Origin of the sequence: Mesorhizobium sp. BH1-1-5, from assembly GCF_020165615.1 — a bacterium.
GTDB lineage: Bacteria > Pseudomonadota > Alphaproteobacteria > Rhizobiales > Rhizobiaceae > Mesorhizobium.
Genome location: NZ_JAIUIM010000011.1, coordinates 201,526 through 225,737 on the forward strand (window position 1 = coordinate 201,526; position 24,212 = coordinate 225,737).

At 63.9% G+C, this 24,212-nt stretch carries 22 protein-coding genes, 1 tRNA gene and 1 pseudogene; 6 read left to right on the forward strand and 18 right to left on the reverse strand.

All coding sequences use genetic code 11. The features are described 5' to 3' along the window. Window positions 1-79 precede the first annotated feature (79 nt). Window positions 80-943 carry an endonuclease/exonuclease/phosphatase family protein gene (locus LB572_RS17140; protein ID WP_140801831.1) on the forward strand — a complete coding sequence of 288 codons (864 nt, stop codon included), beginning with the start codon at window positions 80-82 and terminating at the stop codon, window positions 941-943. A 184-nt stretch (window positions 944-1,127) separates the two neighbouring features. On the opposite strand, the gene LB572_RS17145 is transcribed toward LB572_RS17140, so the two are convergent. The 3 genes from LB572_RS17145 to LB572_RS17155 form a co-directional block, all read right to left on the reverse strand. Continuing rightward, the gene (locus LB572_RS17145; RefSeq protein ID WP_224668510.1) at window positions 1,128-1,715 is read right to left on the reverse strand and encodes a GNAT family N-acetyltransferase; all 588 of its coding nucleotides are present in this window, start codon (window positions 1,713-1,715) and stop codon (window positions 1,128-1,130) included. A 126-nt stretch (window positions 1,716-1,841) separates the two neighbouring features. Continuing rightward, entirely contained in the window at window positions 1,842-2,111 is a 270-nt protein-coding gene (gene rpmA, locus LB572_RS17150; RefSeq protein ID WP_140801833.1) for a 50S ribosomal protein L27, read from the reverse strand. Between the two features lie 99 nt (window positions 2,112-2,210). Beyond that, on the reverse strand, window positions 2,211-2,927 hold the full coding sequence (locus LB572_RS17155) for a 50S ribosomal protein L21 (RefSeq protein ID WP_140801834.1): 717 nt from the start codon (window positions 2,925-2,927) through the stop codon (window positions 2,211-2,213). A 328-nt stretch (window positions 2,928-3,255) separates the two neighbouring features. Here LB572_RS17155 and LB572_RS17160 point away from each other — a divergent pair. Both LB572_RS17160 and LB572_RS17165 read left to right on the forward strand, forming a co-directional pair. Beyond that, window positions 3,256-3,345: transfer RNA gene (locus LB572_RS17160), tRNA-Ser, on the forward strand. Between the two features lie 303 nt (window positions 3,346-3,648). Next, window positions 3,649-4,062 carry a hypothetical protein gene (locus LB572_RS17165; protein ID WP_224668511.1) on the forward strand — a complete coding sequence of 138 codons (414 nt, stop codon included), beginning with the start codon at window positions 3,649-3,651 and terminating at the stop codon, window positions 4,060-4,062. A gap of 18 nt (window positions 4,063-4,080) precedes the next feature. On the opposite strand, the gene LB572_RS17170 is transcribed toward LB572_RS17165, so the two are convergent. After that, window positions 4,081-5,217 (reverse strand): hypothetical protein, encoded by a 1,137-nt coding sequence (locus tag LB572_RS17170; RefSeq protein WP_224668512.1) that lies wholly within the window; start codon window positions 5,215-5,217, stop codon window positions 4,081-4,083. Window positions 5,218-5,303: 86 nt separating this feature from the next. Between LB572_RS17170 and LB572_RS17175 the strand changes: the two genes are divergently transcribed. Continuing rightward, window positions 5,304-6,281 (forward strand): DUF1186 domain-containing protein, encoded by a 978-nt coding sequence (locus tag LB572_RS17175; protein ID WP_224668513.1) that lies wholly within the window; start codon window positions 5,304-5,306, stop codon window positions 6,279-6,281. Between the two features lie 42 nt (window positions 6,282-6,323). Here the strand turns inward: LB572_RS17175 and recQ are convergent, their stop codons facing one another. Together recQ and LB572_RS17185 are read right to left on the reverse strand one after the other, a co-directional pair. Continuing rightward, window positions 6,324-8,168: a DNA helicase RecQ gene (gene recQ, locus LB572_RS17180; protein WP_224668514.1), complete on the reverse strand. Its 1,845-nt coding sequence runs from the start codon at window positions 8,166-8,168 to the stop codon at window positions 6,324-6,326. Next, window positions 8,168-9,811 carry a sulfotransferase gene (locus LB572_RS17185; RefSeq protein WP_224668515.1) on the reverse strand — a complete coding sequence of 548 codons (1,644 nt, stop codon included), beginning with the start codon at window positions 9,809-9,811 and terminating at the stop codon, window positions 8,168-8,170. Before LB572_RS17185 ends, recQ begins: the two co-directional genes overlap by 1 nt. A 445-nt stretch (window positions 9,812-10,256) precedes the next feature. Here LB572_RS17185 and LB572_RS17190 point away from each other — a divergent pair. Further along, window positions 10,257-10,882, forward strand: a pseudogene (locus tag LB572_RS17190) (LysE family translocator). Between the two features lie 6 nt (window positions 10,883-10,888). On the opposite strand, the gene LB572_RS17195 reads toward LB572_RS17190, so the two are convergent. The 4 genes from LB572_RS17195 to uxaC all read right to left on the reverse strand — a co-directional run bounded on the left by LB572_RS17195 (window position 10,889) and on the right by uxaC (window position 14,565). Next, entirely contained in the window at window positions 10,889-11,602 is a 714-nt protein-coding gene (locus LB572_RS17195; protein ID WP_224668516.1) for a sulfotransferase, read from the reverse strand. Between the two features lie 351 nt (window positions 11,603-11,953). Next, the gene (locus LB572_RS17200) at window positions 11,954-12,286 is read right to left on the reverse strand and encodes a cupin domain-containing protein (protein ID WP_140801841.1); all 333 of its coding nucleotides are present in this window, start codon (window positions 12,284-12,286) and stop codon (window positions 11,954-11,956) included. 34 nt (window positions 12,287-12,320) lie between these two features. After that, window positions 12,321-13,088, reverse strand: a complete 768-nt coding sequence (gene kduD / locus LB572_RS17205) for a 2-dehydro-3-deoxy-D-gluconate 5-dehydrogenase KduD (RefSeq protein WP_224668517.1) — start codon at window positions 13,086-13,088, stop codon at window positions 12,321-12,323. 67 nt (window positions 13,089-13,155) lie between these two features. After that, window positions 13,156-14,565 (reverse strand): glucuronate isomerase, encoded by a 1,410-nt coding sequence (uxaC, locus tag LB572_RS17210; protein ID WP_224668518.1) that lies wholly within the window; start codon window positions 14,563-14,565, stop codon window positions 13,156-13,158. 273 nt (window positions 14,566-14,838) lie between these two features. Here uxaC and LB572_RS17215 point away from each other — a divergent pair, with 273 nt between their 5' ends. Beyond that, entirely contained in the window at window positions 14,839-16,335 is a 1,497-nt protein-coding gene (locus tag LB572_RS17215; RefSeq protein WP_224668519.1) for a mannitol dehydrogenase family protein, read from the forward strand. Here the strand turns inward: LB572_RS17215 and lepB are convergent, their stop codons facing one another. From lepB to LB572_RS17255, 8 genes are all read right to left on the reverse strand, one after another. Further along, complete coding sequence (gene lepB, locus LB572_RS17220) at window positions 16,336-17,298, reverse strand: signal peptidase I (RefSeq protein ID WP_224668520.1); 963 nt, start codon at window positions 17,296-17,298, stop codon at window positions 16,336-16,338. Window positions 17,299-17,509: 211 nt separating this feature from the next. After that, entirely contained in the window at window positions 17,510-17,917 is a 408-nt protein-coding gene (locus tag LB572_RS17225; RefSeq protein WP_140801846.1) for a F0F1 ATP synthase subunit epsilon, read from the reverse strand. A gap of 112 nt (window positions 17,918-18,029) precedes the next feature. Next, entirely contained in the window at window positions 18,030-19,613 is a 1,584-nt protein-coding gene (gene atpD, locus LB572_RS17230; RefSeq protein ID WP_224668521.1) for a F0F1 ATP synthase subunit beta, read from the reverse strand. A 70-nt stretch (window positions 19,614-19,683) separates the two neighbouring features. Further along, a complete protein-coding gene (locus tag LB572_RS17235; RefSeq protein ID WP_140801848.1) occupies window positions 19,684-20,571 on the reverse strand; it encodes a F0F1 ATP synthase subunit gamma in 888 nt (295 codons plus the stop codon). A gap of 29 nt (window positions 20,572-20,600) precedes the next feature. After that, entirely contained in the window at window positions 20,601-22,130 is a 1,530-nt protein-coding gene (gene atpA / locus LB572_RS17240; RefSeq protein ID WP_140801849.1) for a F0F1 ATP synthase subunit alpha, read from the reverse strand. Next, window positions 22,130-22,690, reverse strand: a complete 561-nt coding sequence (locus LB572_RS17245) for a F0F1 ATP synthase subunit delta (protein WP_140801850.1) — start codon at window positions 22,688-22,690, stop codon at window positions 22,130-22,132. Before LB572_RS17245 ends, atpA begins: the two co-directional genes overlap by 1 nt. Window positions 22,691-22,925: 235 nt before the next feature. Next, window positions 22,926-23,321 (reverse strand): DUF4345 family protein, encoded by a 396-nt coding sequence (locus tag LB572_RS17250; RefSeq protein WP_224668522.1) that lies wholly within the window; start codon window positions 23,319-23,321, stop codon window positions 22,926-22,928. Between the two features lie 112 nt (window positions 23,322-23,433). Further along, window positions 23,434-24,129, reverse strand: coding sequence for an aspartate/glutamate racemase family protein (locus LB572_RS17255; RefSeq protein ID WP_224668523.1), 696 nt, complete (start codon window positions 24,127-24,129; stop codon window positions 23,434-23,436). Window positions 24,130-24,212: the final 83 nt, after the last annotated feature.

Consider the following 24,212-nt stretch of genomic DNA (forward strand, 5'->3'; position numbering starts at 1 on the left):
ATTTGCGACTAAAGCGCCGGATGCCCTTTTGCCGGGGACGCGGTAGCACTGATGCGGGGTGGACTGAAGGGGAGCGGGAATGAAGATCGTCACCTACAACATCCAGTACGGTATTGGACTCGACGGCAAATACGATGTCGGCCGCATCGCCGACGCCGTGCGCGGCGCCGACGTGATTGCTCTGCAGGAAGTGACCCGCAACAACCCGCGCAACGGTGACCGCGACATGGTGGCCGAGATCAGCGAGGCGCTGCCCGATTATTTTGCCGCCTATGGCAGCAATTTCGAGGTCAATATCGGCTCGCGCCTGGAGAACGGCCGCGCCATCTCGACCTCCTTCCAGCTCGGCAACATGGTGCTGTCGAAGACGCCCATTCATCTGTCGCGCAATCTCCTTTTGCCGCGCAGCCGCAGCCTCGAGGCGATGAACTTCCAGCGCGGCGCGATCGAGGCGCTGATCGAGACGCCGCTCGGCTTCATCCGCTTCTATTCCACCCATCTCGACCATCGCAGCCCCGTCGAGCGCCAGAGCCAGATCCGCTTCCTGCGCCAGCGCCTCTTGAACTATGCGCTGGAAGGCGGCGGCCTATCGGGAATTCCCGAGATCGGCCTGCCGGACCTGCCCTACCCGGAAGCCTTCATCGTCATGGGCGACTTCAACATGCTGCCGGGCTCGCCCGAATATGTCGAGCTCGCCGGCCGCCCGGACCACGAGTTCGGCATGCCGCTGACCGCCGATCTCGCCGTCGATGTCGCCCAGCGTCTTGCCGTCGCCGACCTCGTCACCTGGGTCGACCCGGACCGCCCCGGCGACAAAAGCCGCCACAAATGCATCGACTACATCTTCACCAGCGCCTCGCTAGCCAGATCGCTGAAGCGCCTGTGGTCCGACCGGGACGCCGTCGGCTCCGACCACCTGCCGCTCTGGGCCGACCTGAGCTGAGCCGCGGAACTTCCCCTCATCCGGCCGCTACGCGGCCACCTTCTCCCCAAGGGGAGAAGAGGTTGGCGTCGGCGCTTACCTGCTCCTCTCCCCTCGGGGAGAGGTCGGATTGCCCCGAATTGCTATTCGCAATTCGGCTGGCAATCCGGGTGAGCGGCGCTTGCTCAGGCCTATAAAGCAACCATCAAAAATGCACCCAGTTGCGCAGGCTGGTCCAAGTCTTCCTGTCCAGCCGGTAGCGCTCGACCGGCACCTGGCCGGCAACGATCGAGTTCAGCATGCCCTGGCCGGCATACTGGAAGCCGCATTTGTGGATGACCCGGCGCGAAGCCGGATTGATCACCCTGGTCGAGGCATGCAGCACCTGGATCGAGGTCCGCTGGAAGGCGAGGTCGACGAGCGCGTGCGCTGCCTCGGTGGCATAGCCACGCTTCCAGTAGGGTTCGCCGATCCAGTAGCCGAGCTCCAGCCCGCGACCGGTGGTGTTCAAGCCGGCGCAGCCGACAAAGGTGCCGGCGCCGGCAAGGGTGAGCGCATAGACGATGCCGGCGCGGCGCGACGCCGCCATGGCGAGGAAGGTACGCGCTTCCGCTTCACCGTAAGGATGCGGCATGCGGGCGAGCATTTCGGCGACATGCCGGTTGTCGGCAAGCGTGACGAGTTGCTCGAGGTCGCTCTCGCGCGGGGCGTGCATCACCAGCCGCTCGGTGGCCAGCACCGGGCAATCGATCGCGTAACTTTCGTCTTCGGTATCTTCCGCTTCGGCAACCATTTTAGTCCTCCAGGGCAAGAAAAAATGAAAAAGGAGAGAGGGCAAGCCCATCTCTCCTGATCCTTTTCCTGGCCTGGCCAGACACCGGTTCCCGAGATGGGCGCCGGTGTTATGGTGCGGAACCGGCTACTCCGCTGCTTTGGTAATCGGGTTGACCGATACGTAGGTTCGACCGTTGGCTTTTTTGTTGAAGGTGACCGCGCCGGCTTCGAGCGCGAAAAGGGTGTGGTCCGTGCCCATGCCAACATTGGTGCCCGGATGCCAGGTCGTGCCGCGTTGGCGGATGATGATGTTGCCGGCGATGACGGCTTCGCCGCCGAACTTCTTCACGCCGAGACGCTTGGAGTGCGAATCGCGACCGTTGCGCGACGAACCGCCAGCTTTCTTGTGTGCCATTTGACTAACTCCGATGCGCCCTGAGGCGCTTGAATGGTCTTATGAACGCGTTCGCGTTCCGTTTCAAGTCCGTGCCGGCGACGATCGTCGCCGGAAAAATTACTTCTTCGCCAGTTCCTTGGCCTGCTCGCGCCAGTCCTTGATCTGGTCGGCGCTGAACGGCATGTGCTCGTCGATCTTGGCGACATCCTTGTCGGTGAGCTTGGCGAGCTGCGCGAAGGTGACGATGCCCTGCTCGGCGAGGTCCTTCGCCGCGACCGGGCCGATGCCCTTGATCACGGTCAGGTCGTCCGGCTCGCCCTTCGGCGCCTTGAACAGCGGCGCGGCCTTTGCCTCTTCGCCCGAAGCAGCTTCCGCCTTCGGGGCGGCTTCCTTCTTGGCCTTAGGCTCCTTCGGAGCGGTCTCGGCCTTCGCCTCGGCGGCGACTTCCGCCTTGGCCTCGGGGGCCTTTGCCTCTGCCTTGGCTTCCGGCTTGGCAGCGGCCTTCTTCGACGGCTTGGCGCCACCCAGCAGGATCTCGGCGATCCTGACGGTGGTCAGAAGCTGACGGTGGCCGATCTTGCGGCGCGAATTCTGGCGGCGGCGCTTCTTGAAAGCGATGACGGTGCGGTTCTTGCCCTGCTCGACGACTTCCGCCGTGACCAGAGCGCCATCGACGAACGGCGCGCCGAAGGTGACATTCTCTCCCTCGCCATGCGCGAGCACATTGCCGATCTCGACGATATCGCCGACCTTGGCTTCGAGTTTCTCGATCTTCAGGAGATCGTTGGCGGCGACGCGATACTGCTTGCCGCCCGTTTTAATGACTGCGAACATTTTTTTGCCTTTCGCTGTTCGGTCGGCCTTGATGAACCGCTTCAGGCGGTTCGGCCGTCTTTTTGTCAGTCTGCGGGTTCAAAAAACAAGCGGCGCGGAAGAGCCTCCACGCCGAATGCGGGCTGTCCCTAACCGAAGGTTGCGCCGGAGTCAAGGCGAGCGGGCCCGCCCCTTGAGATGCACCGAGCGACGTTGCCGGCAAATATCGGTCCGCCACGCCGCCGCCGCTTTTCGCGGAAGCTGGAAATCGCTCGAATAGGGCCTTGTAACTCTAGCAGTCAGCCGTTATCTAGTGCGCCGCGCCGGCAACGGCCGACCATGACCTCGCGGAGAGGTGGCAGAGTGGTCGAATGCACCGCACTCGAAATGCGGCATACTCGCAAGGGTATCGGGGGTTCGAATCCCTCCCTCTCCGCCATCCTGCTTCGCGCTGCGCGCTTCGCAGGACCAGCGCCGTCTTCCCCGCGGGCGGGATGCCCTCCGAAGCCTTGGCGAAGGAGGGCCGGAATCCCCGACTTAATATGCCTCTGGTCCAGACCACGCGTCTCGATCGATCCATACTCCGGTCGTGAAGCAGCACACAGTCGCGTGACAAAAATCCGGCCATGGTTGATAGTCATGCGATTTCAGGGGATCAACCTGCGGAGGATCGTTCGACATGCGCTCTGGGCGGAATCCAACGATGTCCGGTCGCTGTGGCGGCTTCGCCACGGGTGATAGGATGAGCGCGCGAACCATAGCGGCCGCCCTTGCAATTGCGTTTTCCGTTTCGCCTTCGCACGCGGCACAGCATCGTCTGCCGAGCGGCTATAAATGGGGCCGCTGCCTGCTTGTCGTTCAGGGTGAGACCCGCATCTCCGGAAAATGCTCCTATCAGATCGAGAATGGCGGCGATTTCAATATCCAGGGACCTCATCAGGTTTTCGCAGGCATCGACTATCCCGACACGCACAGCGGGGCAGGTGAAATGTCGAAGGATTACTGGGCCGTCATATACAAGGACGGTGATGCTTGGGCAGGCTATGCCAACGGGGACATTCGCGACACGCATGGCGAGGGAGCAGATTGGGGAGAACTTCACCGCGAAGGTGCCTGCTATCTCGGGAAGGACGTCAAGGTCTGCCTTTGGCGTTAGCCGGCTCCCTTGCAAGACCTATCCCAGCATCGCCAGACGCTCGAGGAAGCGCCCTTTCCCGGCATGGCGCTCACGGATCGACTGAAGTCGGACATGAAATTCCTCGATCGCGCCCCGCTTCTCGGCAAGCGCCAAGAGATCGGAAAGAAGCGCCGCCGCTTTGTCGTAGCCGGCCGGATTGCGCCGCCCGATCTCGATCTCGACCTCTTCCCAGACGTTTTCACCCCGCTGGCGAAGGGCCTCGACCCGGACATCGCGGGCCTTCTCTTCCGCTTCTGCTTGCAATCGCCGCTGCTTTTCCGCCAGCTCCGCCTCGGCGCGCTCGCGGGCAAGGCGAATTTCTTCGGCCCGAGCCTGCAGATCCGCTGCTGTGCGCAAAGCGCCGGGCGAAATTGTCGTTTCGGGTTCCAAACGTTCCCGAATCCTGGCCCGCAACTCGGCGGACATGTTGGGCTCGCCGCTGAAAACCCGCATGAGCAGACCGGTTTTCTCAGCGTCGCTCATCGCCGCGACCACCCGCCGGGCCATATCCGGCGACGGGCCATCGGGAGCCGTTGCCGCGCTTCGCTCGGCCGCTGCCTGGACGAGATCGTGATCGATACCGAAGAAGGCGGCAAACGCTTCGAGTGCCTCGGTCAGCGGCCCAATTCCCGGCATCGGCTCCGGCGCATCGGGTTCGATCGCGTCAACTTCGACAGCCATCAGCCAAGTCAGATAGAAAAGCCGAAGATCACCTGCGAGCAAGTCGGCCCGCAGCGGCCCCAGGGCCGCGAGCCAACCCGAGTCCTCATCGTCCAGATATTCGAGCTCCAACTCGTCGCGTGAGATGCTTATGATGACGTTCTCGCCGGCGTCTTCGAGCATGACGTCGTCGGTCGCTGCAAGGAAGGTGCCTATGCGATCCCGATCGACCAGCTTGGCCGGCAGCTTGATCATCAGGCGCCGGGAGCCCCAGTTGGCGAAATAGAGATGAAGATCGAACCAGCGCGCCATAAGCTCGTCCGGATCGCCTCCGAAATCTCCCCACTCGTAGAAATTGGTGAAGCTGGTTGCGGTGATCCGCGCCCGCGAGGACAGACCGCGAAGCACCTGGCGATCCGCGTTGCTGAGAGGACGATCGACCGCCTGGAATTCGTAGCATTGGTATTCGCTCATCGCGCTCTCAGGATTGACACAAGTATGTGGTTGAAGGATCGATAGCATGCCGCCGGGACGAGGCTCCATCGACGCGACTGGACGCGATGAAAAAAGAAGATTTGGAAAAGCTGCTTTCTAACGACAGCGGCGACTTCGAGTTGTATCCGATAGACCGCTATCTCCATGCCGTGGCCACCGAACGGCAGGTGCCGGATCTCGCAATCGCGGTCTGCACCATGCGGATCGAGGAATCCGCTCCGCACCTGCGCGCGGTCCTTGAACGCGCCGCCGATGGACAGCCTTTGTCCGATGATGAAGAGATGTTGCTCTTCAGGGGCGTGTATATTCTCGGCGGCGCCCGCGACAGTCAGGCATGCCAACCCTTGCTGCGTCTGTTACGCCGCCCTGGCAGAGAAGTCGACGGGCTGCTTGGCGACGCCATAACCGAAACCCTGTCGCGCATCATCGTAGGCGTATTCGACGGCGACGCCGGCGCGCTGTTCGGCATCATCGCCGACCGCTCCGTCGACGAATTCGTCCGCGACGCGGCCTTTGGCGCGGTGACCTTTTTGACCTGGGAAGGTCGCATCGAGCGCGACCGAACCAGGGATTTCGTGGAGCGGTTCTACAAGGAGAGGCTGGCCGACGACTGGGATTATGCCTGGGTCGGCTGGCTGCAGGCCATCGCGATGCTCGCGCTACGAGACCTCGTTCCGCTTGTCTACAGTGCCTGGGACGAGGACCGTATACCGGAAGATGTGCTTGAACGCAGTGATTTCGAAAGCGACCTGCGGGAAGCCGAGCAGCAACCGGACGACATTGGCCGGTTCGACCGCGCCAGTCTGAGCTACATCGAGGATGTCCTTGTGGCGCTGGATTGGACCCGCGGCCTTGGCGACGACGACAGCTTCGAACTGGGCGACGACGATTTCGATCTTGACGAGGATGAGGATGGGCAAGCCTCATGGCTGGACCGGGCCAGCGAGACTCCAGCCACCAACCCCTGGCGCGATATCGGGCGCAACGATCCGTGCCCTTGTGGAAGCGGCAAGAAATTCAAGAAATGCTGCCTCGCCAGCTGATGACGCGGGATGCCCGGCCCGCCGACAGGCCCGGCAAAGCCTTCAATCCGACCCATCGGCCTGGTGCGCGGCGATCGCGCCGAGGAAGATCTCGCCGAACTCCTTGAGCTTGGCGGCGCCCACACCGTTCACCTCGGCGAAATCGTCGAGATCTTGCGGTCGGCGTTCGGCCATGTCGATCAGCGTGCGGTCGGAGAACACCACATAGGCCGGCACCTGGCGTTCCTTGGCGAGCCGCAACCTCAGCGTTTTAAGCGTCGCCAGAAGCGATGCATCCACGCCCTCACCATCCATGGCCGAGCCTTGCGCGGCACGCTTCCTGCCGCGCGCGAGACGGTCCCGGCCTTCGACACGGTACTCGAACGCAACCTCGCCACGCCCGAGCGCGCGGCCGCTTTCGGAGATGGCGAGGCCGCCATGGCCGTCGGGATCCGGCACCAGAAAGCCGCCGGCGACAAGCTGCCGGATGAGCGACAGCCAGACCGGCTTCCTGTGCACGATGCCGGTCTTGAAGCTGGCGAGCTTCTGATGGCCTCTCGCCAGCACCTTCTCGGTCTCGTGGCCGAGCAGGATGTCGATGACATGGGCGGCGCCGAAGCGCTCGCCGCTCTGCGCGACGGCCGCAAGGATGATGCGCGCCTCGGCGCTGCCATCGGTGCGCGGCGCCTGGTCGAGGCAGTTGTCGCAATTGCCGCAGCCTTGAGCCTCCTCGCCGAAATAGCCGAGCAGCACCTGGCGCCGGCACTGCGCCGTCTCGCAATAGCCGATCAGCGTGTCGAGCCGGCGATGCGCGCGTCTTTTGTGTTCGGGCGAGGTATCCTCGTCGTCGATGAACATCCGGCGCGTGCGGATGTCGCCGGCGCCGTAGAGCATATGCGCTTCCGCCGACCGGCCGTCGCGCCCGGCGCGGCCGATCTCCTGGTAATACGCCTCCAGGCTGCCAGGCAGGTCGGTGTGGAAGACATAGGCGACGTCGGGTTTGTCGATGCCCATGCCGAAAGCGATCGTCGCCACCATGACGACGCCCGACAGGCTCATGAAGGTGTTCTGGTTCGCCTCGCGCGCGTCCTTGCTCATGCCGGCATGGTAGGCGAGCGCGCGCACGCCGTTCTTCTCCAGGAAAGCCGCCATCTCCTCGGTCTTGCGGCGCGACAGGCAATAGATGATGCCGCTCTTGCCCTGGTGGCGCTCGATGAAGCGCAGCAACTGGCGCTTGCTGTCCTGCTTGGGCTCTATCGCCAGCTTGATGTTGGGCCGGTCGAACCCCAGCACCAGGGTTTCGGCGCGCCCGGCAAACAGCCGCGCCTCGATATCGGCGCGCGTGGCCTCGTCCGCCGTCGCCGTCAGCGCGATGATCGGCACTTGCGGAAACACGCCGCGCAACTGCGACAGGTCTTCATATTCGCGCCGGAAGGCCGGACCCCATTGCGAGATGCAATGCGCCTCGTCGATGGCGATCAGGCCGACCTCGAGCCGGGACAGCGCATCGAGCATCCGTTCCGTCATCAGCCGCTCCGGCGCCATGTAGAGCAGCCGCGTCTGCCCGGACGCGACGCGGCGCCAGGCCGCGACATTGGCGTCGCGGTCGAGCGAGGAATTGATCGTGTCGGCGGCCACACCGGCGAGCCGCAAGGCGGCGACCTGATCCTGCATCAGCGCCACAAGCGGCGAGACCACGATGGTGAGCCCGCCTTTGACCAGCGCCGGGACCTGATAGCAGAGCGACTTGCCGGCGCCCGTCGGCATCACCGCCAGCACATGGCGCCCGGAGAGCAGCGCCTCGATCACCGCCGCCTGGCCGGGGCGGAAATCGTCGAAGCCGAAGACATCCTTCAGGACGCGCCGCTGGTGATCCTCGGCCCGCGGGCCGGCCGCCTGCGCCGGCATCACCGCGCTCCTGCGGTCAACTTGAGGTCCGGCGTTTCGTAGCCGAATTCGCGGCAGAAGCTTTCCACGCGGGCGAGGAACGCCGGCGGAAGGCCATGCAGATAAGTCCGGAATTCTTCATTGCGTTCCCATTTTCTCAGCGACGTCGCCCGTATCGGATTGTCCGTGTCCCGGCTGTACAGGGTGACCGGCGAAAGGTCGAACGATCGGGCGATCCTCGCCTGGACGATATCCGGTTCGGCGATCAGCTCCTCATAGCGCAAATAGAAAACGGCTCTTTCGGGATGAGCGTGTCTAAGGCGCATCAATCCGTCGTACTCCGCTTCCCAGCGTTCGGTCGTTACATGAAAACGCCGCTCGTTCACCGTCTCCGGATGAGAGCTGGTGAGCACGTCGAACGGATGCCGCACGCAATAGATCAACCCGACCGAGGCAGGCAGATGCTCGATGTCCTTATGGCTCACATAGGTGCGTTTGACGACCAGATTGAATTGGGGGCGATCCAGTTCGACCAGCGCCTGAAACGGCGCTTCGTCCGCATGGACATAGGTATCGTCGAAACACCCCATCAAACGACGGCTGAGCGTGGTTCCGCTGCGAGCGCAGCCTGCAATGAAGATCCGTTTGCGAAATGTCATTGCCGAGGGCAGCCGGGGCGCAGCCTTGCGCAGGCGCCAGAACACTCGCCTTGCGCTACGGCGCAGAGCAGTCGCCGGCGGCCGGCCCGCTTTGATAGGGACGTCGCTCGACGTGATCTCGGCCAAAGCGATGCCGCTCTCTCCGGCGACGGCGTAGAGCAGCCAGGTGCGGCCGTTCTCCTCGAAAATGGCGGGATCGCGCAATGCGTTCTCCCTGCCCTCGGCCGCCCCCGTCCGGCTGCGACGGACCGGCAAGCCGGCCCCTTCGAAGTCCATCTGCGGCCGCAGCAATTCGGTCTCGCCCTGCACAGTCCAGTTTCGCCAATCGTCGGCGAGATCGATCGTGCCGTGAAGTATCCGTTCCGGCGCGTCGCCCCTGCGCGTGTAGTAGACCCGCAGCCAGCGACCGGATTTCTGCAGCGCAAGATGCCGTGGGGTCGGAAGACGCTTCATGGCAGGCAGAACGACCGGACCCCGTTCGAAATCGGAGATGCCGTTTCTGGATCGGAACACGGTGACGGCTCCTGTCCCGAGAAGACCGTACCACCACTGATCGTGGTGAAAGAACCGCGCATAGAACGGCCCGAGCGGCTCGGAAAGCGGATTGAAATGAAGGCCGTCACCGGATGTCGCGGCAAAGGTCACCTGGTCTTTCCCGCCTTTTGCCGGTCCATGAAAATACATCACGAAGCGACGATGCCGCTGATCGACATGAACGTCGGGAGACGCGATGTGATCCTCGATGAACGGGCATTGATCGAGGGACAGCACCCCGCCGGGATGGATGCGCCACGGACCATCGATCGAATCCGCGTAGGCGAGGCGAATATAGGAGCCGCCATGATCGGCGAAGTAGAGATGGTAAGCGCCAAGCCGCCCCTCGGCCCAGTCGGGCATGCCGATCAGCGACGGCCCGTTGATGTTGACCCCATCGCCGCCAGGCAACATGTCCGGCGACACGATAAGCCCATGCCGACTGGCGGTGAGAATGGGTTGCGCGATCATGCGGCGGGCTGCCTCCGGCCAACGGCTCCGCCCCGACGACGAGCCCGCCTGTTGCGGAGCCTGCACGTCCCAGCCCGGTTCTGCCAGGTCTCAAACGTCGCTTGCTCCGCCAAGCCAGCCCCCTTCAAGGATTGATCCTGCCGGCGCCTTCCGCGGTAGGCGCCTTGGCTCGATTGCCGGTCTGGCATCGTTCGGTCTTGTCGTTTCGATACAACGACGTGCGTTGAAACGGAAGGTCGAAGCCTATCTCGAACAGACACCGCGCAGCTGAGGTGGGACGCTTGTGACGAAATCGTCGAAGCCTGGCAGGCCCTCACGCCGTCCCGCTTCGGTTCGCGGCGACGCCGACATCGCCGCCGGAGAAAGTTCCTTCAGCCCGTTCCGCGGTGCTATAACGCCAAGCCACCCGATGAAGGCCAGCGGCCGACGCAAAAGGAACTTTCGCATGATCGATCCCGCCACGCTCATCACTTACGTCGCGGTCGTGTTCGGCTTCGTCTTCATCCCGGGGCCGGCGACGCTGCTCACGGTCGCACGGGCGACGAGCTCGGCACGAAGGTCGGCATCGCCACCGGCGCCGGCGTCGCGGCGGGCGATGTTATCCACACCATCATGGCGATCGTCGGCATCTCGGCCATCATCGCCGCCTCGGCGATGCTGTTCAGCATCGTCAAATATATCGGCGCGGCCTATCTCGTTTATCTCGGTATCCGCGCCATCCTTGAAAAGTCGCCGGCCGACCTGGCGGGCAGGACGCTGCCCATTTCAGCGGGCAAGGCTTTCCGGCAGGCGATCCTGACCGAAGTGGTCAATCCGAAGACCGCTTTGTTCTTCCTGGCCTTCCTGCCGCAATTCGTGCACCCGCAGGGCGGTTTCGTGATGCTGCAGTTGATGGTGCTCGGCATCATCTTTGTCCTGCTCGGGCTCTTCAGCACAATCGTCTTCGCCGTCAGCGCGGGTGGTCTTGGCTCCTTCCTGCGCCGCAATCCGGCGGTGCTGAAATGGCAGGGCAAGGTGGTCGGCGGCATCTATTGCGCGCTCGGCATGCGCCTGGCGCTGCAGCAGCGCTGAAATGCTTCATTCGGCGGCGCCGGCCCAGGCAGGCATGTCGTAGCCGAATTCGCGGCAGAAGGCCTGCATGGGTCCAAGAACGGCTGGCGACAGCTGGCCTTCAAGATAGGCGCGGTAGTCTTCGTTGCGCTCCCATTTGCGCAGCGAGCGCGAGTAGATAGGGCGCTGCCCATCCCTGGAAACCGGCACTCTCGGTCGCAGTCCGAACCGATCCGCGATCCGTTGTTGCACGGCGTCCGGGTCGGCGATCGTGTCTTCGTAGCGCACGTAGAAAATGTCGCGCACGGGCTGCGCCTTTCTCAAGCTCAGCAGCGCATCGTATCCCAGCACCCAGCGGTCGGCCGTGGTATGAAATCGAAGCACATCCAAAGGGTGTCGAACGCAATAGACGAGACCGATGTCGGCGGGCAGCTTCGCAAGATGGGCGAAGGACCGGGAAGCGCGCTTGATGACCAGATTGTTTTCCTGGCGGTCCAGCAGATAGAATTTCGTATGCCGCGCCTCGGGCGGCCAGACGAAAGTGTCCTCGAAGCTTTTCATGACGCGTTGCGTCAAGGTCGTTCCGCTGCGCGCGCAGCCGGCTATGAATATCTTGTTGATCCGCGCGGCCCGCGCATTCGGCCTCGACCGCCAGCGAATTTTGACGGCCGTCACAAGGCGAACAAGCTCCCTGCTTGATCGGGTAATTAGAAAACCAACAGCCGCCTGACGTTTCTGCACAATCCCCTTGTCCCCCGATCGCGCCGGGTCACATTGCCGTGACCGCCATTAGCTGATTGGCCGATATGCGGGCGGGTTTCAAGGGTTGGAGACTTAAGGGGGATGTTAAACCTATCTTTACCCTGCTGCGGCACCGTTGCCCTCCTGCGGCGATGTTTGAGTACCGCGGCGGCGTGATGAGCGCCCAGGCAACAAACCCGCGCTTAACGGCGCGGGTTTTCCTTTTCTAGAGCAATTCCAGGAAAAGTGTGGGCGGTTAAGTTCGGCGCCTTCGCCGTAACCTTCCGCCCGGAATTGCGTAAAAACAAAGAGATAGAGCAGTTCGCCGTTTCCATGAAACGGTGAAATGCTCTAGCCCAGGAAATCGGCCCGGTAAGGCGCAAAGCTGTCGACCAGCCGCCCGGCCTCCAGCGCCTTGACGCCGTGCACGAGATTGGACGGCACGATGAAGCTGCTTCCTGTTTCGAGGGTCTCCGATCGGCCGTCTATGGTGACCTCGAAGCGACCCTCGGCGACATAGCTTGCCTGGACGTGGGGATGCGAATGCAGCGCCCCGATGCCGCCCTTGTCGAAAGCGACCTCGACCACCATCAATTCATCCGTGTGGACCAGTACGCGCCGCCTGTTGCCGTCCGCCGTCGGTTCCCAGGCCTTTGCGCCCGCATGGGAAAAAATGTCGGTCATCGCTTAACATCCGTTCGAAATTGGCAGGAAAGGATCATCGCGCCAGCCAGCCGCCATCGACCGGCATCACCGTGCCATGCATATAGTCCGATGCCCGCGCGAGCAGGAACACCGCCACGTCGCCTATATCCTCCGTCCGGCCCCAGCGCGCCGCCGGGATGCGCCCGAGGATGGCGGCGCTTCGAGCGGGGTCGGCGCGCAGCGCTTCGGTGTTGTTGGTCTCGATATAGCCCGGCGCGATGCCGTTGACGTTGATGCCTTTGGCCGCCCACTCGCAGGCGAGCAGCCTTGTGAGGCCGAGCACGCCGTGCTTCGAGGCGGTATAGGAAGCAATGCGGATGCCGCCCTGGAAGCTCAGCACCGAGGCGATGTTGACGATCTTGCCGCGCCGTCCCGGCTCCGCAAGCACGCGCCTTGCAAAACCCTGGCAGAGGCGAAAGACCGTCTTCAAATTGACGTCCATCACCTCGTCCCAATCGGCTTCGGTAAGATCGACCGCATCGGCGCGCCGGATGATGCCGGCATTGTTGACGAGGCCGTCGAGCGGGCCGCTCTCCTCCCAGACCCGGTCGAGCATGACGGCGGCCTCGGCCGGATCGCCAAGATCGACTTTCACCGCTTCGAAACTGCCGCCCGCGGCGGCGACCTTCCCTGCCGTATCGTCCATCGCCGAACGGCCGACGCCGACGACCAGGCCGCCGGCGCGCGCGATCGACACGGCGATGCCCTGGCCGATACCGGTGTTGGCGCCGGTGACCAGGATGCGCTTGCCCGTCAGGCTGAAGGCGGAAAGATCGCTCAAGCTTGTCCTGCCTTTCGCTTGCCGCCGATCGAAGGATCGGTCGTTCCGCGAATGTGACGGCGCGGCTTCACAGGCGATAGGCCTTCTTGGCAAGTGCGTAGGCCAACTCCCTGGCCAGTTCATGCGCCTCGTCCTCGCGCAGTCGGTGCTCGGCGATCAGCCGCGCCAGGAAGGCGCAGTCGACGCGGCGCGCGACGTCGTGGCGTGCCGGGATCGACGGAAAGGCGCGCGTGTCGTCATTGAAGCCGACGGTGTTGTAGAAGCCGGCCGTCTCGGTGGTCATCTCACGGAAGCGGCGCATGCCTTCCGGGCTGTCGTGGAACCACCAGGCCGGGCCGAGTTTCAGCGCCGGATAGACGCCGGCGAGCGGCGCCAGCTCGCGCGCATAGCTCGTCTCGTCGAGCGTGAACAGGATGATCGTGAGGTCGCGCTCCAGGCCGACGCAGTCGAGCAGCGGCTTCAGCGCCGTCACATAATCGGTCTTGGTCGGGATATCGAAGCCCTTGTCGCGGCCGAATTTCTGGAAAACAGAAGGCGAGTGATTGCGCCATGAGCCCGGGTGGATCTGCATCACCAGGGCGTCGTCCCGGCTCATCTTGGCCATCTCGGTCAGCATCTGCGCCCGGAACAGCCGCCGCTCGCGCTCGTCATCGGAGCCGCGGCGGATGCGGTCGAACAACTCCTGCGCCGCCGCGCCGGAAAGGTTGGCGGTCTCGGCCGTCGGGTGGCCATGGTCGGACGAGGTCGCGCCGAATTCCTTGAAATAAGCGCGGCGGCGGCGATGCGCATCGAGATAACCCGTCCAGGTGCCGGTATCGCATCCGGTGATTTCGCCGAGCCGATCGAGGTTGGCCGAGAACCCTTCGAAATCGGGATCGACCACGGCATCCGGCCGATAGGCGGTGACGACGCGGCCGTTCCAGCCGCTGTCGCGGATCATCCGGTGCCATCTGAGGTCGTCGAGCGCGCCCTCGGTCGTGGCGATCACCTCGATGTTGAAGCGTTCGAACAACGCGCGCGGGCGATAGTCGTCGCGTTGCAGCAGCGTGGCGATCGTATCGTAGCAGCGGTCGGCGCTGGCAACGGTGAGCGGCTCCTCGATGCCGAACAGATGCTCGAACACGTGGTCGAGCCAGAGCCGCGTCGGCGTGCCGCGGAAGAGATGGTAATGCTCGGCGAAGCGTCGCCAGATCGCCCGGCCGTCCGTCTCGACCGGCGCGCCGTCCAGCGTCGGCACGCCGACTTCTTCCAGCCGCACGCCCTGGCTGAACAGCATGCGGAAAATGTAATGATCCGGCACGATGAGCAGTTGCGCGGGGTCCGGAAACGGCTCGTTGAGCGCATACCAGCGCGGGTCGGTATGACCGTGCGGGCTGACGATGGGCAGGTCTTTCACGCCGGCGTAAAGGGCGCGGGCCAATGCGCGCGAACTCGCCTCGGGCGGAAACAGCAGATCGGGATCGGTCGGCGCGATCATCGAATAAAGCGGCTCCTCGAATGCATGTCGCCCGGAAGTGCGCAGCCGTCCCGGGGCAACGACATGCATCGGTAAAAACACCTGAAGCGCCCCGCCGAAATCCATTTCAGCGCAACGCGTTTCAGGGCCGGTATCGGTACGGCCCGGCAGGAATGATGTCAACGCGACCGGCTCGTGCCGGTCAGCTTGCCGCGGCCGGCAACAGGTGCTACGCCGGCCATGCCTGAGCGCAGGGGACATCGCCATGCAGAATTGTTCGGCCGATTTGGTGCCATGACCCGCGACCGCCTTTCCGACAAGACGCTGAAGTCTCTTCCGAGCAACGTTTCGGTTCCGGCCTATGATCGCGCCGGTACCACCCCTGGCATCGTCCATCTCGGCGTCGGCGCCTTTCATCGCGCCCACCAAGCGGCCTATGTCGACGCCTGCCTGGCAAACGGCGAGAGCGATTGGGGCATCATCGGCGTCTCGCTGCGCAGCCCCGACACGCGCGACGCGCTCAAGCCGCAGGACGGGCGCTACACGCTGGCAATCAGGGACAGCGCCGGCGAGCAGCTGCAGGTCATCGGCTCGATCCAGTCCCTGCTCGTCGCCCCGGAGGACCCTGGCGCGGTGCTCGCCGCGCTCACCGACCCGCGCGCCCGCATCGTCACGCTGACCATCACCGAAAAGGCTTATCTCAGGGCAGCCGATGGCGCGCTCGACAGCGCTCATCCCGACATTGTCCACGATCTCGCCAACCCCGGATCGCCGAAGACGGCGCATGGCTTTCTCGCCGAGTCGCTGGCGCGCCGTCGCGTCGCCGGCACGCCGCCCTTCACCGTGCTCTGCTGCGACAACCTGCCGGCCAACGGCGCCACGCTGCACCGGCTGCTGATCGAGTTCGCGAAGCTCCGAGATGCCGACCTCGCGCGCCATATCGCCGAAGAAGTCGCCTTCCCGTCGAGCATGGTCGACCGCATCGTGCCGGCTACCACCGATGCCGACCGGCTGCGCATCGCTGACGAGCTCGGCCTCGAGGACTCCTGGCCGGTGATGACCGAGCCGTTCCGGCAATGGGTGATCGAGGACCACTTTCCCGCCGGCCGGCCGGCCTGGGAGAAATTCGGCATCACCATGGTCGAGGATGTGCGGCCGTTCGAGGACATGAAGCTGAGGCTGCTCAACGGCGCGCATTCCGGCATCGCCTATCTCGGCCTGCTCAGCGGCCACGCCACCGTCGACCGCGCCTTTGCCGATCCGTCGATCCGGCAGTTCGTGGACTGGCTTTGGGCCGAGGCCATTCCAACGCTGCCGCGGGATGCCGGGCTCGACCCGATCCCCTACACGGCCGAGCTCGCCGTGCGCTTTTCCAACACCGCGCTCGCCCACCGCACCGCGCAGATCGCCAATGACGGCAGCCAGAAACTGCCGCAACGCATCGTCGCTTCCGCGCTTGCAAGGCTCGAGGCGGGTCTGCTGCCGGAACACCTGTCGCTGGTCGTTGCCGCCTGGATCGCCGCATGCGCCGCGCGCGGCGGGACTTTGCCCGAGGGCCATTTCACCGATCCGCTCGATGCCGCCCTTAACGACCTGTTCGGCCGCAATCTGGCGGCGGCAACCATGGCCGAGGCCGTGTTCGACCTCGCCGGCTTTGCCAAAGGCCACGCGGAACGCGAGCGGTTGATCGAGTTTGTCGCCACGCATCTGGTCCATTTCAAGCAGGGCGGTCCGAAGCTGGCCTTTGCCGCGCTCGGCATCGGCAACGAACCTCCCGGGCTCGCCGAGTAGCTAGTTGTCCGCTGGGCCGTTCACGACCTGCCGCGCGGCATAGTCGTTCCCGTTAGCGTTCCAGAACAGGCGCACCGCCTTGCCGACGAGATTTTCGTAAGGCACCGTGCCCATGGTGAAACGGCTGTCGGCGGAATTGTCGCGGTTGTCGCCGAGCATGAAATATTCTCCCGCCGGCACGGTGATTTCCGGCGTGTCGTCACCGACCGAGGTCACATCGTAGTCTATCACCAGATAGGTGACGCCTTCCGGCAGCGTTTCGCGCTGCAGCCGTGCCGAGCGTATCTCTTGTGTCGAATAGTCGCCGAGATCCTCGAGCTTGATGGCGACGCGGTTGATGTAGAGCCGCCCGTCGATCATCTGGACCCGGTCTCCAGGCATGCCGACGATGCGCTTGACATAATCCGTGTCAGGATCGCCGCGCGGCCGGAACACCACCACATCCCCCCGTCTCGGCGGGCTGCCGAGAACCCGGCCTTCGACTGGCAACAGCCCGAAGGGAGCGCTGTAGTGGCCATAGCCATAGGCGTATTTGGAAGCGAAGAAATAGTCGCCCAGCTGAAGCGTCGGCTCCATGCTGGCGGACGGCATCGAGAAGGGCTGGAACAGGAATGTGCGGATCGCAAGCGCCGCGCCATAGGACGTGAGAACGACCAGGACCAGCACCCAGAACCCATGCGCGTACCATTTGTCGGGCCTGAAACGTCGGGCGAATGGAACGACGATCAGCGCCGACAAAACCGCAAGACCGGGTCCTGCCAAGCCGGGAAGCCAGGCAAGGTTGGCGCTGGGCAGGACCGGCAGCCCGACATAGCAGACGGCGATCGATGCCAAGCTTGCGACGATCAGCCAGATGATCGCGGCACGGCCCGCGCCGATCCACAGGAAGCCGCCGAACGGTCCGCCGAACAGCGACACCAGCGCTGTCGACCATCTCGATCGCGGGCCTGTTTCTGCGGACATCCGTCGCCCCCAGAGCAATCCCAGGAAAAGTGCAAAGCGGTTTTCCGCCGGGGATTGCGTCCAAACAAAGAGAAAGAGCGCTAGTCGTTTCCGTGAAACGGCAAGACGCTCTGACGAAGCAGGCGGGACTGTCCAACAAACGAAAAAGCGGGGCAAGGCCCCGCTTTCGATATCACGTCCGAGACGGATCGATTGTCGCCCTAAGCAGACGTCAGGCCGGGATCAGCGCGCCTTCCAGCGTGGTGAGCTGGCTGAGGAACTGCTCGGCGCGGCTGCGCGCCACGTCGTCCTTGGCGTCGGCGGCGTCTTCCTTGGCGTCCTGGATGCGACGTGCAAGGTCCGCGCGGTCGATGTCGTTCACATGCACGGCCGATTCAGCAAGCAACGTGCAGCCGGACGGCAGGATGTCGGCGAAACCGCCGAACACGACGTAGCGGTCCTCCTTGCCGGAAGCGGCCTTGATCGTGACGACGCCGGGCTTGATCGTCGTCATGACCGGCGCGTGCTGCGCCATCACCGTCATCTCGCCTTCGGCGCCCGGAATGACGACGGACTCGACCTGCTCGGAAACGAGCAGCCGCTCCGGCGAGACCAGTTCGAACTTGAAAGCTTCAGCCATGATCAAATTAGTGAGTAGGCAGTAGGGATTAGTCAGTAGTGACTGGCGTAAAAACGACCCAAGTCAGACCTGCTATTCCCTACTCACTACCGACTACTCCCTATTCTCTTGATTACGCCGCTTCAGCCGCGAGGCGCTGCGCCTTCTCGACCGCTTCGTCGATGCCGCCGACCATGTAGAAGGCGGCTTCCGGCAGGTGGTCGTAGTCGCCGGCGCAGAGGCCCTTGAAGCCCTTGATGGTGTCGGCGAGGTCGACCAGCTTGCCCGGCGCGCCCGTGAACACTTCGGCGACGAAGAACGGCTGCGACAGGAAGCGCTCGATCTTGCGGGCGCGGGCAACCGTCTGCTTGTCCTCTTCCGACAGCTCGTCCATGCCCAGGATGGCGATGATGTCCTGCAGCGACTTGTAGCGCTGCAGGATCGACTGCACCTGGCGGGCGACCTGGTAGTGCTCCTCGCCGACGACCATCGGGTCGAGCATGCGCGAGGTCGAGTCGAGCGGATCGACGGCCGGGTAGATGCCCTTTTCCGAGATCGCGCGGTTGAGCACGGTCGTGGCGTCGAGGTGGGCGAACGAGGTCGCCGGCGCCGGGTCGGTCAAGTCGTCGGCGGGCACGTAGATCGCCTGCACCGAAGTGATCGAGCCTTTGGTCGTCGTCGTGATGCGTTCCTGCAGCGCGCCCATGTCGGTGGCCAGCGTCGGCTGGTAGCCCACGGCGGAAGGAATACGGCCGAGCAGCGCCGACACTTCAGAACCAGCCTGCGTGAAGCGGAAGATGTTGTCGACGAAGAACAGCACGTCCTGGCCCTGGTCGCGGAAATATTCGGCGACGGTGAGGCCGGTCAGGCCGACGCGGGCGCGCGCGCCCGGCGGCTCGTTCATCTGGCCGTAGACGAGCGCGGCCTTCGAGCCCTGGCCGCCGCCCTTCTTGTTGACGCCCGATTCGATGAACTCGTGATAGAGGTCGTTGCCTTCGCGGGTGCGCTCGCCGACGCCGGCGAACACCGAGAAGCCGCCATGCGCCTTGGCGACGTTGTTGATCAGTTCCTGGATCAGCACGGTCTTGCCGACGCCGGCGCCGCCGAACAGGCCGATCTTGCCGCCGCGGGCATAAGGTGCCAGCAGATCGAGAACCTTGATGCCGGTGACCAGGATCTGCGCTTCCGTCGACTGGTCGATATAGGCCGGAGCCGGCTGGTGGATGGCGCGCATCTCGATGCCGTCGACCGGGCCTTCCTCGTCGACCGGCTCGCCGATGACGTTGATGATGCGGCCGAGCATGCCCGGGCCGACCGGTACGGTGATCGGAGCGCCGGTGTCATAGACGTCCTGGCCGCGCACCAGACCTTCGGTCGAGTCCATCGCAATGCAGCGCACCGTGTTCTCGCCGAGATGCTGGGCAACCTCGAGCACGAGACGATTGCCGACATTGATCGTCTCGATCGCGTTCAAAATGGCCGGCAGATGATCTTCGAACTGCACGTCGACGACGGCGCCGATGACCTGGCGAACCTTGCCGGCGGCGCCGACCTTCGCCGAAACGCTCGGCGCCTTCGCCGCGGCGGTCTTCGCCGGAGCCGCTGCCTTGGCCGGAGCGGCCGCCTTTTTCGCCGGAGCGGCTTTCGCGGCTGCTGCCGGAGCCTTTTCCGCCGGTGCCGCCTTGGCGGCGGTCTTCGGAGTAGCTGCTTTCGCCATCGTCTTTGCCCTTTTCGTCTATCTGTTGCTCACGCTGTCCGCGGCGGGCCATCGACCCCGCGCGGCGCGCTTAGAGCGCCTCGGCGCCCGAAATGATTTCGATCAGTTCCTTGGTGATCTGCGCCTGCCGCTGGCGGTTGTAGGTGATCGACAGCTTGTTGATCATGTCGCCGGCGTTGCGCGTCGCATTGTCCATCGCGCTCATCTTGGCGCCCATCTCGCCGGCCGCGTTTTCAAGCAGCGCCCGGAAGATCTGCACGGCGATGTTGCGCGGGATGAGGTCGGAGAGGATCTCGCCCGGCTCCGGCTCGTATTCGTACACCGCGTTGCCGCCATTGGCCGTCTCGGGCGCAGTCGCCGCCGCGGCCGCTGCTGGGATGACCTGCTGCGCCGTCGGGATCTGGCTGATCACCGACTTGAACTGCGAATAGAACAGCGTGCAGACGTCGAAGCCATCCTGGTGGAACAGGTGGATGATCTTGCGCGCGATGGCATCGGCATTGACGAAGCCGAGCGTCTTGACCTCACGCAGGTCGACACGCTCGAGGATCATCGAGCCGTAGTCGCGGCGCAGGATGTCGAAACCCTTCTTGCCGACGCAGATGATCTTGACCTGCTTGCCGTCGGCGAGAAGCCGGCGGATATGGTCGCGGGCAAGGCGCGCGATCTGCGAGTTGAAGCCGCCGCAAAGGCCGCGCTCGGCGGTGCAGACGATGAGCAGATGCACGTCGTCCTTGCCGGTGCCGGTCATCAGCGCCGGTGCATCGCCGCCGCCGCCGATCGCCTGGGTGATGTTGGCCAGAACCGCGCCCATGCGCTCGGAATAGGGACGTGCCGCTTCCGCCGCTTCCTGCGCGCGACGCAGCTTCGCCGCGGCGACCATCTGCATCGCCTTGGTGATCTTCTGCGTCGCCTTGACCGAGGCGATACGGTTACGAAGGTCTTTTAACGAAGCCATGCTTCAAACCCGATCCCGTCCGGCTTCGTTCAAGCGAAGGTCTTTGCGAAGGCGTCGATTTCCGCCTTCAGCTTGGCGCGCAGGTCGTCGGACAGCGCCTTCTCCTTGCGGATGCCGTCGAGCACGTCCTTACCGGCCGAGCGCATGTGGCTGAGCAGGCCGTGCTCGAACTTGCCGACCTGATTGAGCGGCAGCTTGTCGAGATAACCGTTGACGCCGGCGAAGATCACCGCGACCTGCTCTTCGGTCTTGAGCGGCGAGAACTGCGGCTGCTTGAGCAGCTCGGTCAGGCGCGAGCCGCGGTTGAGCAGGCGCTGCGTGGCGGCGTCGAGGTCCGAGCCGAACTGCGCGAAGGCCGCCATCTCGCGGTACTGCGCCAGCTCGCCCTTGATCGAGCCGGCGACCTGCTTCATCGCCTTGATCTGCGCCGACGAGCCGACGCGCGACACCGACAGGCCGACGTTCACCGCCGGGCGGATGCCCTGGAAGAACAGGTTGGTCTCGAGGAAGATCTGGCCGTCGGTGATCGAGATGACGTTGGTCGGGATGTAGGCCGACACGTCGTTGGCCTGCGTCTCGATGATCGGCAGCGCGGTCAGCGAACCATTGCCATTGTCGTCGTTGAGCTTGGCGGCGCGCTCCAGGAGGCGCGAGTGCAAATAGAAGACGTCGCCCGGATAGGCTTCGCGGCCCGGCGGGCGGCGCAGCAAGAGCGACATCTGGCGATAGGCGACGGCCTGCTTCGACAGATCGTCATAGCTGATCAGCGCATGCATGCCGTTGTCGCGGAAATATTCGCCCATCGTGCACGCCGTGAACGGCGCCAGGAACTGCATCGGCGCCGGGTCGGACGCGGTGGCCGCGACGATGATCGAATATTCGAGCGCGCCACGCTCTTCGAGCACCTTCACGAACTGCGCCACGGTCGAGCGCTTCTGGCCGACGGCGACGTAGACGCAGTAGAGCTTTTCCTTCTCCGGGCCATTGTCGTGCACGGACTTCTGGTTGAGCATCGTGTCGAGGATGATGGCGGTCTTGCCGGTCTGGCGGTCGCCGATCACCAGCTCACGCTGTCCACGGCCGACCGGGATCAGCGCATCGATGGCCTTGAGGCCGGTCGACATCGGCTCGTTCACCGACTTGCGCGGAATGATGCCGGGCGCCTTGACGTCGACGCGCTTGCGCTCGGTCGCCTTGATCGGACCCTTGCCGTCGATCGGGTTGCCGAGCGCGTCGACGACGCGGCCGAGCAGACCCATGCCGACAGGCGCGTCGACGATGGCGCCGGTGCGCTTGACGGTATCGCCTTCCTTGATGTCGCGGTCGTTGCCGAAGATGACGACGCCGACATTGTCGGCTTCGAGGTTGAGCGCCATGCCGCGGATGCCGCCGGGGAACTCGACCATCTCGCCGGCCTGGACATTGTCGAGGCCGTAGACGCGGGCGATGCCGTCACCGACGGACAGAACCTGACCGACTTCGGAGACCTCGGCCTCCTTGCCGAAATTCTTGATCTGGTCTTTGAGAATTGCGGAAATTTCCGCGGCGCGGATGTCCATCAGCCGACCTCTTTCAGTGCAAGCTTGAGCGAATTGAGTTTGGTTTTGAGCGACGTATCGATCTGGCGCGAGCCTATCTTGACGATCAGCCCGCCGAGCAGCGACGGATCGACGGTCATGGCGATGGCCACGTCCTTGCCGGCGATGCCCTTCAGCGCCGCCTTGAGTTCAGTCTGCTGCGCAGCCGTCAGCGCATGCGCCGAGGTGACCTCAGCCGACGCCTCGCCGCGATGGTCGGCGGCGATCTGGCGAAACGCCTTGATCATGCCGGGCACCGCGAACAGGCGGCGGTTCCTGGCCACGACGCGCAGGAAATTGCCGACCAGGCCGGTGATCTTGGCCTTGTCGGCGATGGCGGCGATGGCCTTTGCCTGGTCCTCGCTGGAAAACACCGGGCTGCTGATCAGCCGCGAGAGATCGCCGCTCTCGTTGAGCATTGCCTCGAAGCTGGTCAGATCGGCCTCGACCTTGGCGATTGAATTGTCCTGCAGCGCGAGCTCGAACAGCGAGCCTGCATAGCGTTCTGCGACAGCTGAGATTGGCGATGACGATTGGGCCACGGACCGTCTTTTCTCTTGTCTGACAGGCCGCAGATTGTTGGCGCGAGCGAAAACTCTGGCTAAATCTTTGACCTTATTACAAATTTTCAAGCACGGAGATGCGGCTTCCGCTATCCCCTGCCGAAAGTCGATTGCCGTCTAGCACAGGCTTTTTAAGACCGCAATGCATCGTCCGGCATGGTTTTCAGGCACTTTTGTCGCATCAGGCGGCGAAGGCCAACCTCAACCGCCGAATTCACGGCACGAAGCCGAAGGCAAAGGCCAGCGGCAGCGCCGCCAGCGCCAATTCAACCACGATCGAAACCCAGTTGAAAGGGGTGTTGGCGCCGTCCGACATCATCGACAAAAGCCGGCCGAAGGCAGTGAACAGCCAGGAGAAGCCCAGCGCCATGTAGAGCAGCGGCTGCGCCAAAAGGATGCAGCACAGGCTGACGCCGAGATAGAAGCCCGACATGCGGCCGCGTCCCTCGGCGATCGCCGCGGCTTTCTCCGGCCGCGGCTGCAGGCGCAGCACGCGAAACGCAAGCCCCGGCGCCAGGAACAGGAACAGGCCGAGGGCCAGGGTCACGACGGCGCTCGACCAGGCCAGCCATTCACCCTGGCCCGCGGGCCACGGAAACGCGAATTCCATCTTATCCCCTCATAAAGTCTTGTTCTGAAATTGACGGCATTCTAGCCGAGGAAAATCGGCACGCCAGATGGCGGCCGGCACATTAGAAAAGACGCATCAGGAGAGCGGCCGATCAGGCGAGCGCGAAATCGACCGCGGCCTCGGCATGGATGCGCGTCGTGTCGAACACCGGAACGTCGAAATCGCCCTGGCCGATCAGCATGGTGATCTCGGTGCAGCCCATGATGACGCCGTCCACGTGGTCCTCGCGCCGCATCCGGCCGACTTCCCCGACATAGGCCGCGTGCGATTCGGGTTTGACGATGCCTTGGCAAAGTTCGTCGTAGATCACGCGATGCACCATGTCGCGGCCGGCGTGGTTCGGCACAAAGGGTTCCAGGCCGTATTTGTCGGCGAGACGACCCTTGTAGAAATCCTGTTCCATGGTGAAGCGGGTCGCCAGCAGCGCCGGCCGCTTCACGCCCGCATCGACGACGGCGCGCCCGGTGGCGTCGGCGATATGGATGAGCGGGACCGATATGGCAGCCTGCACATCGTCGGCCAACTTGTGCATGGTGTTGGTGCAGATCACCAGGCCTTCGGCTCCACCCGCCTCCAACCTGCGCGCGGCTTCCACGAGAAGGACGCCGGCGCCCTTCCAGTCGCCCGCATGCTGCCGTTCGGCGATCTCGGCGAAATCGAACGACCACAGGAGGAGCTTGGCCGAATGCAGCCCGCCCAACCGCTCGCGCATGATTTCGTTGAGCAGGCGGTAATAGATCGCCGTCGATTCCCAGCTCATGCCGCCGATCAGGCCGAGGGTTTTCATGAGGACTGTCGGTAGCTAATCAAGTTGTCCGGTTTGGTAGCACATCATTTGTCCGCTTCAGTTTTGCGTCGAAGCGGTTCACG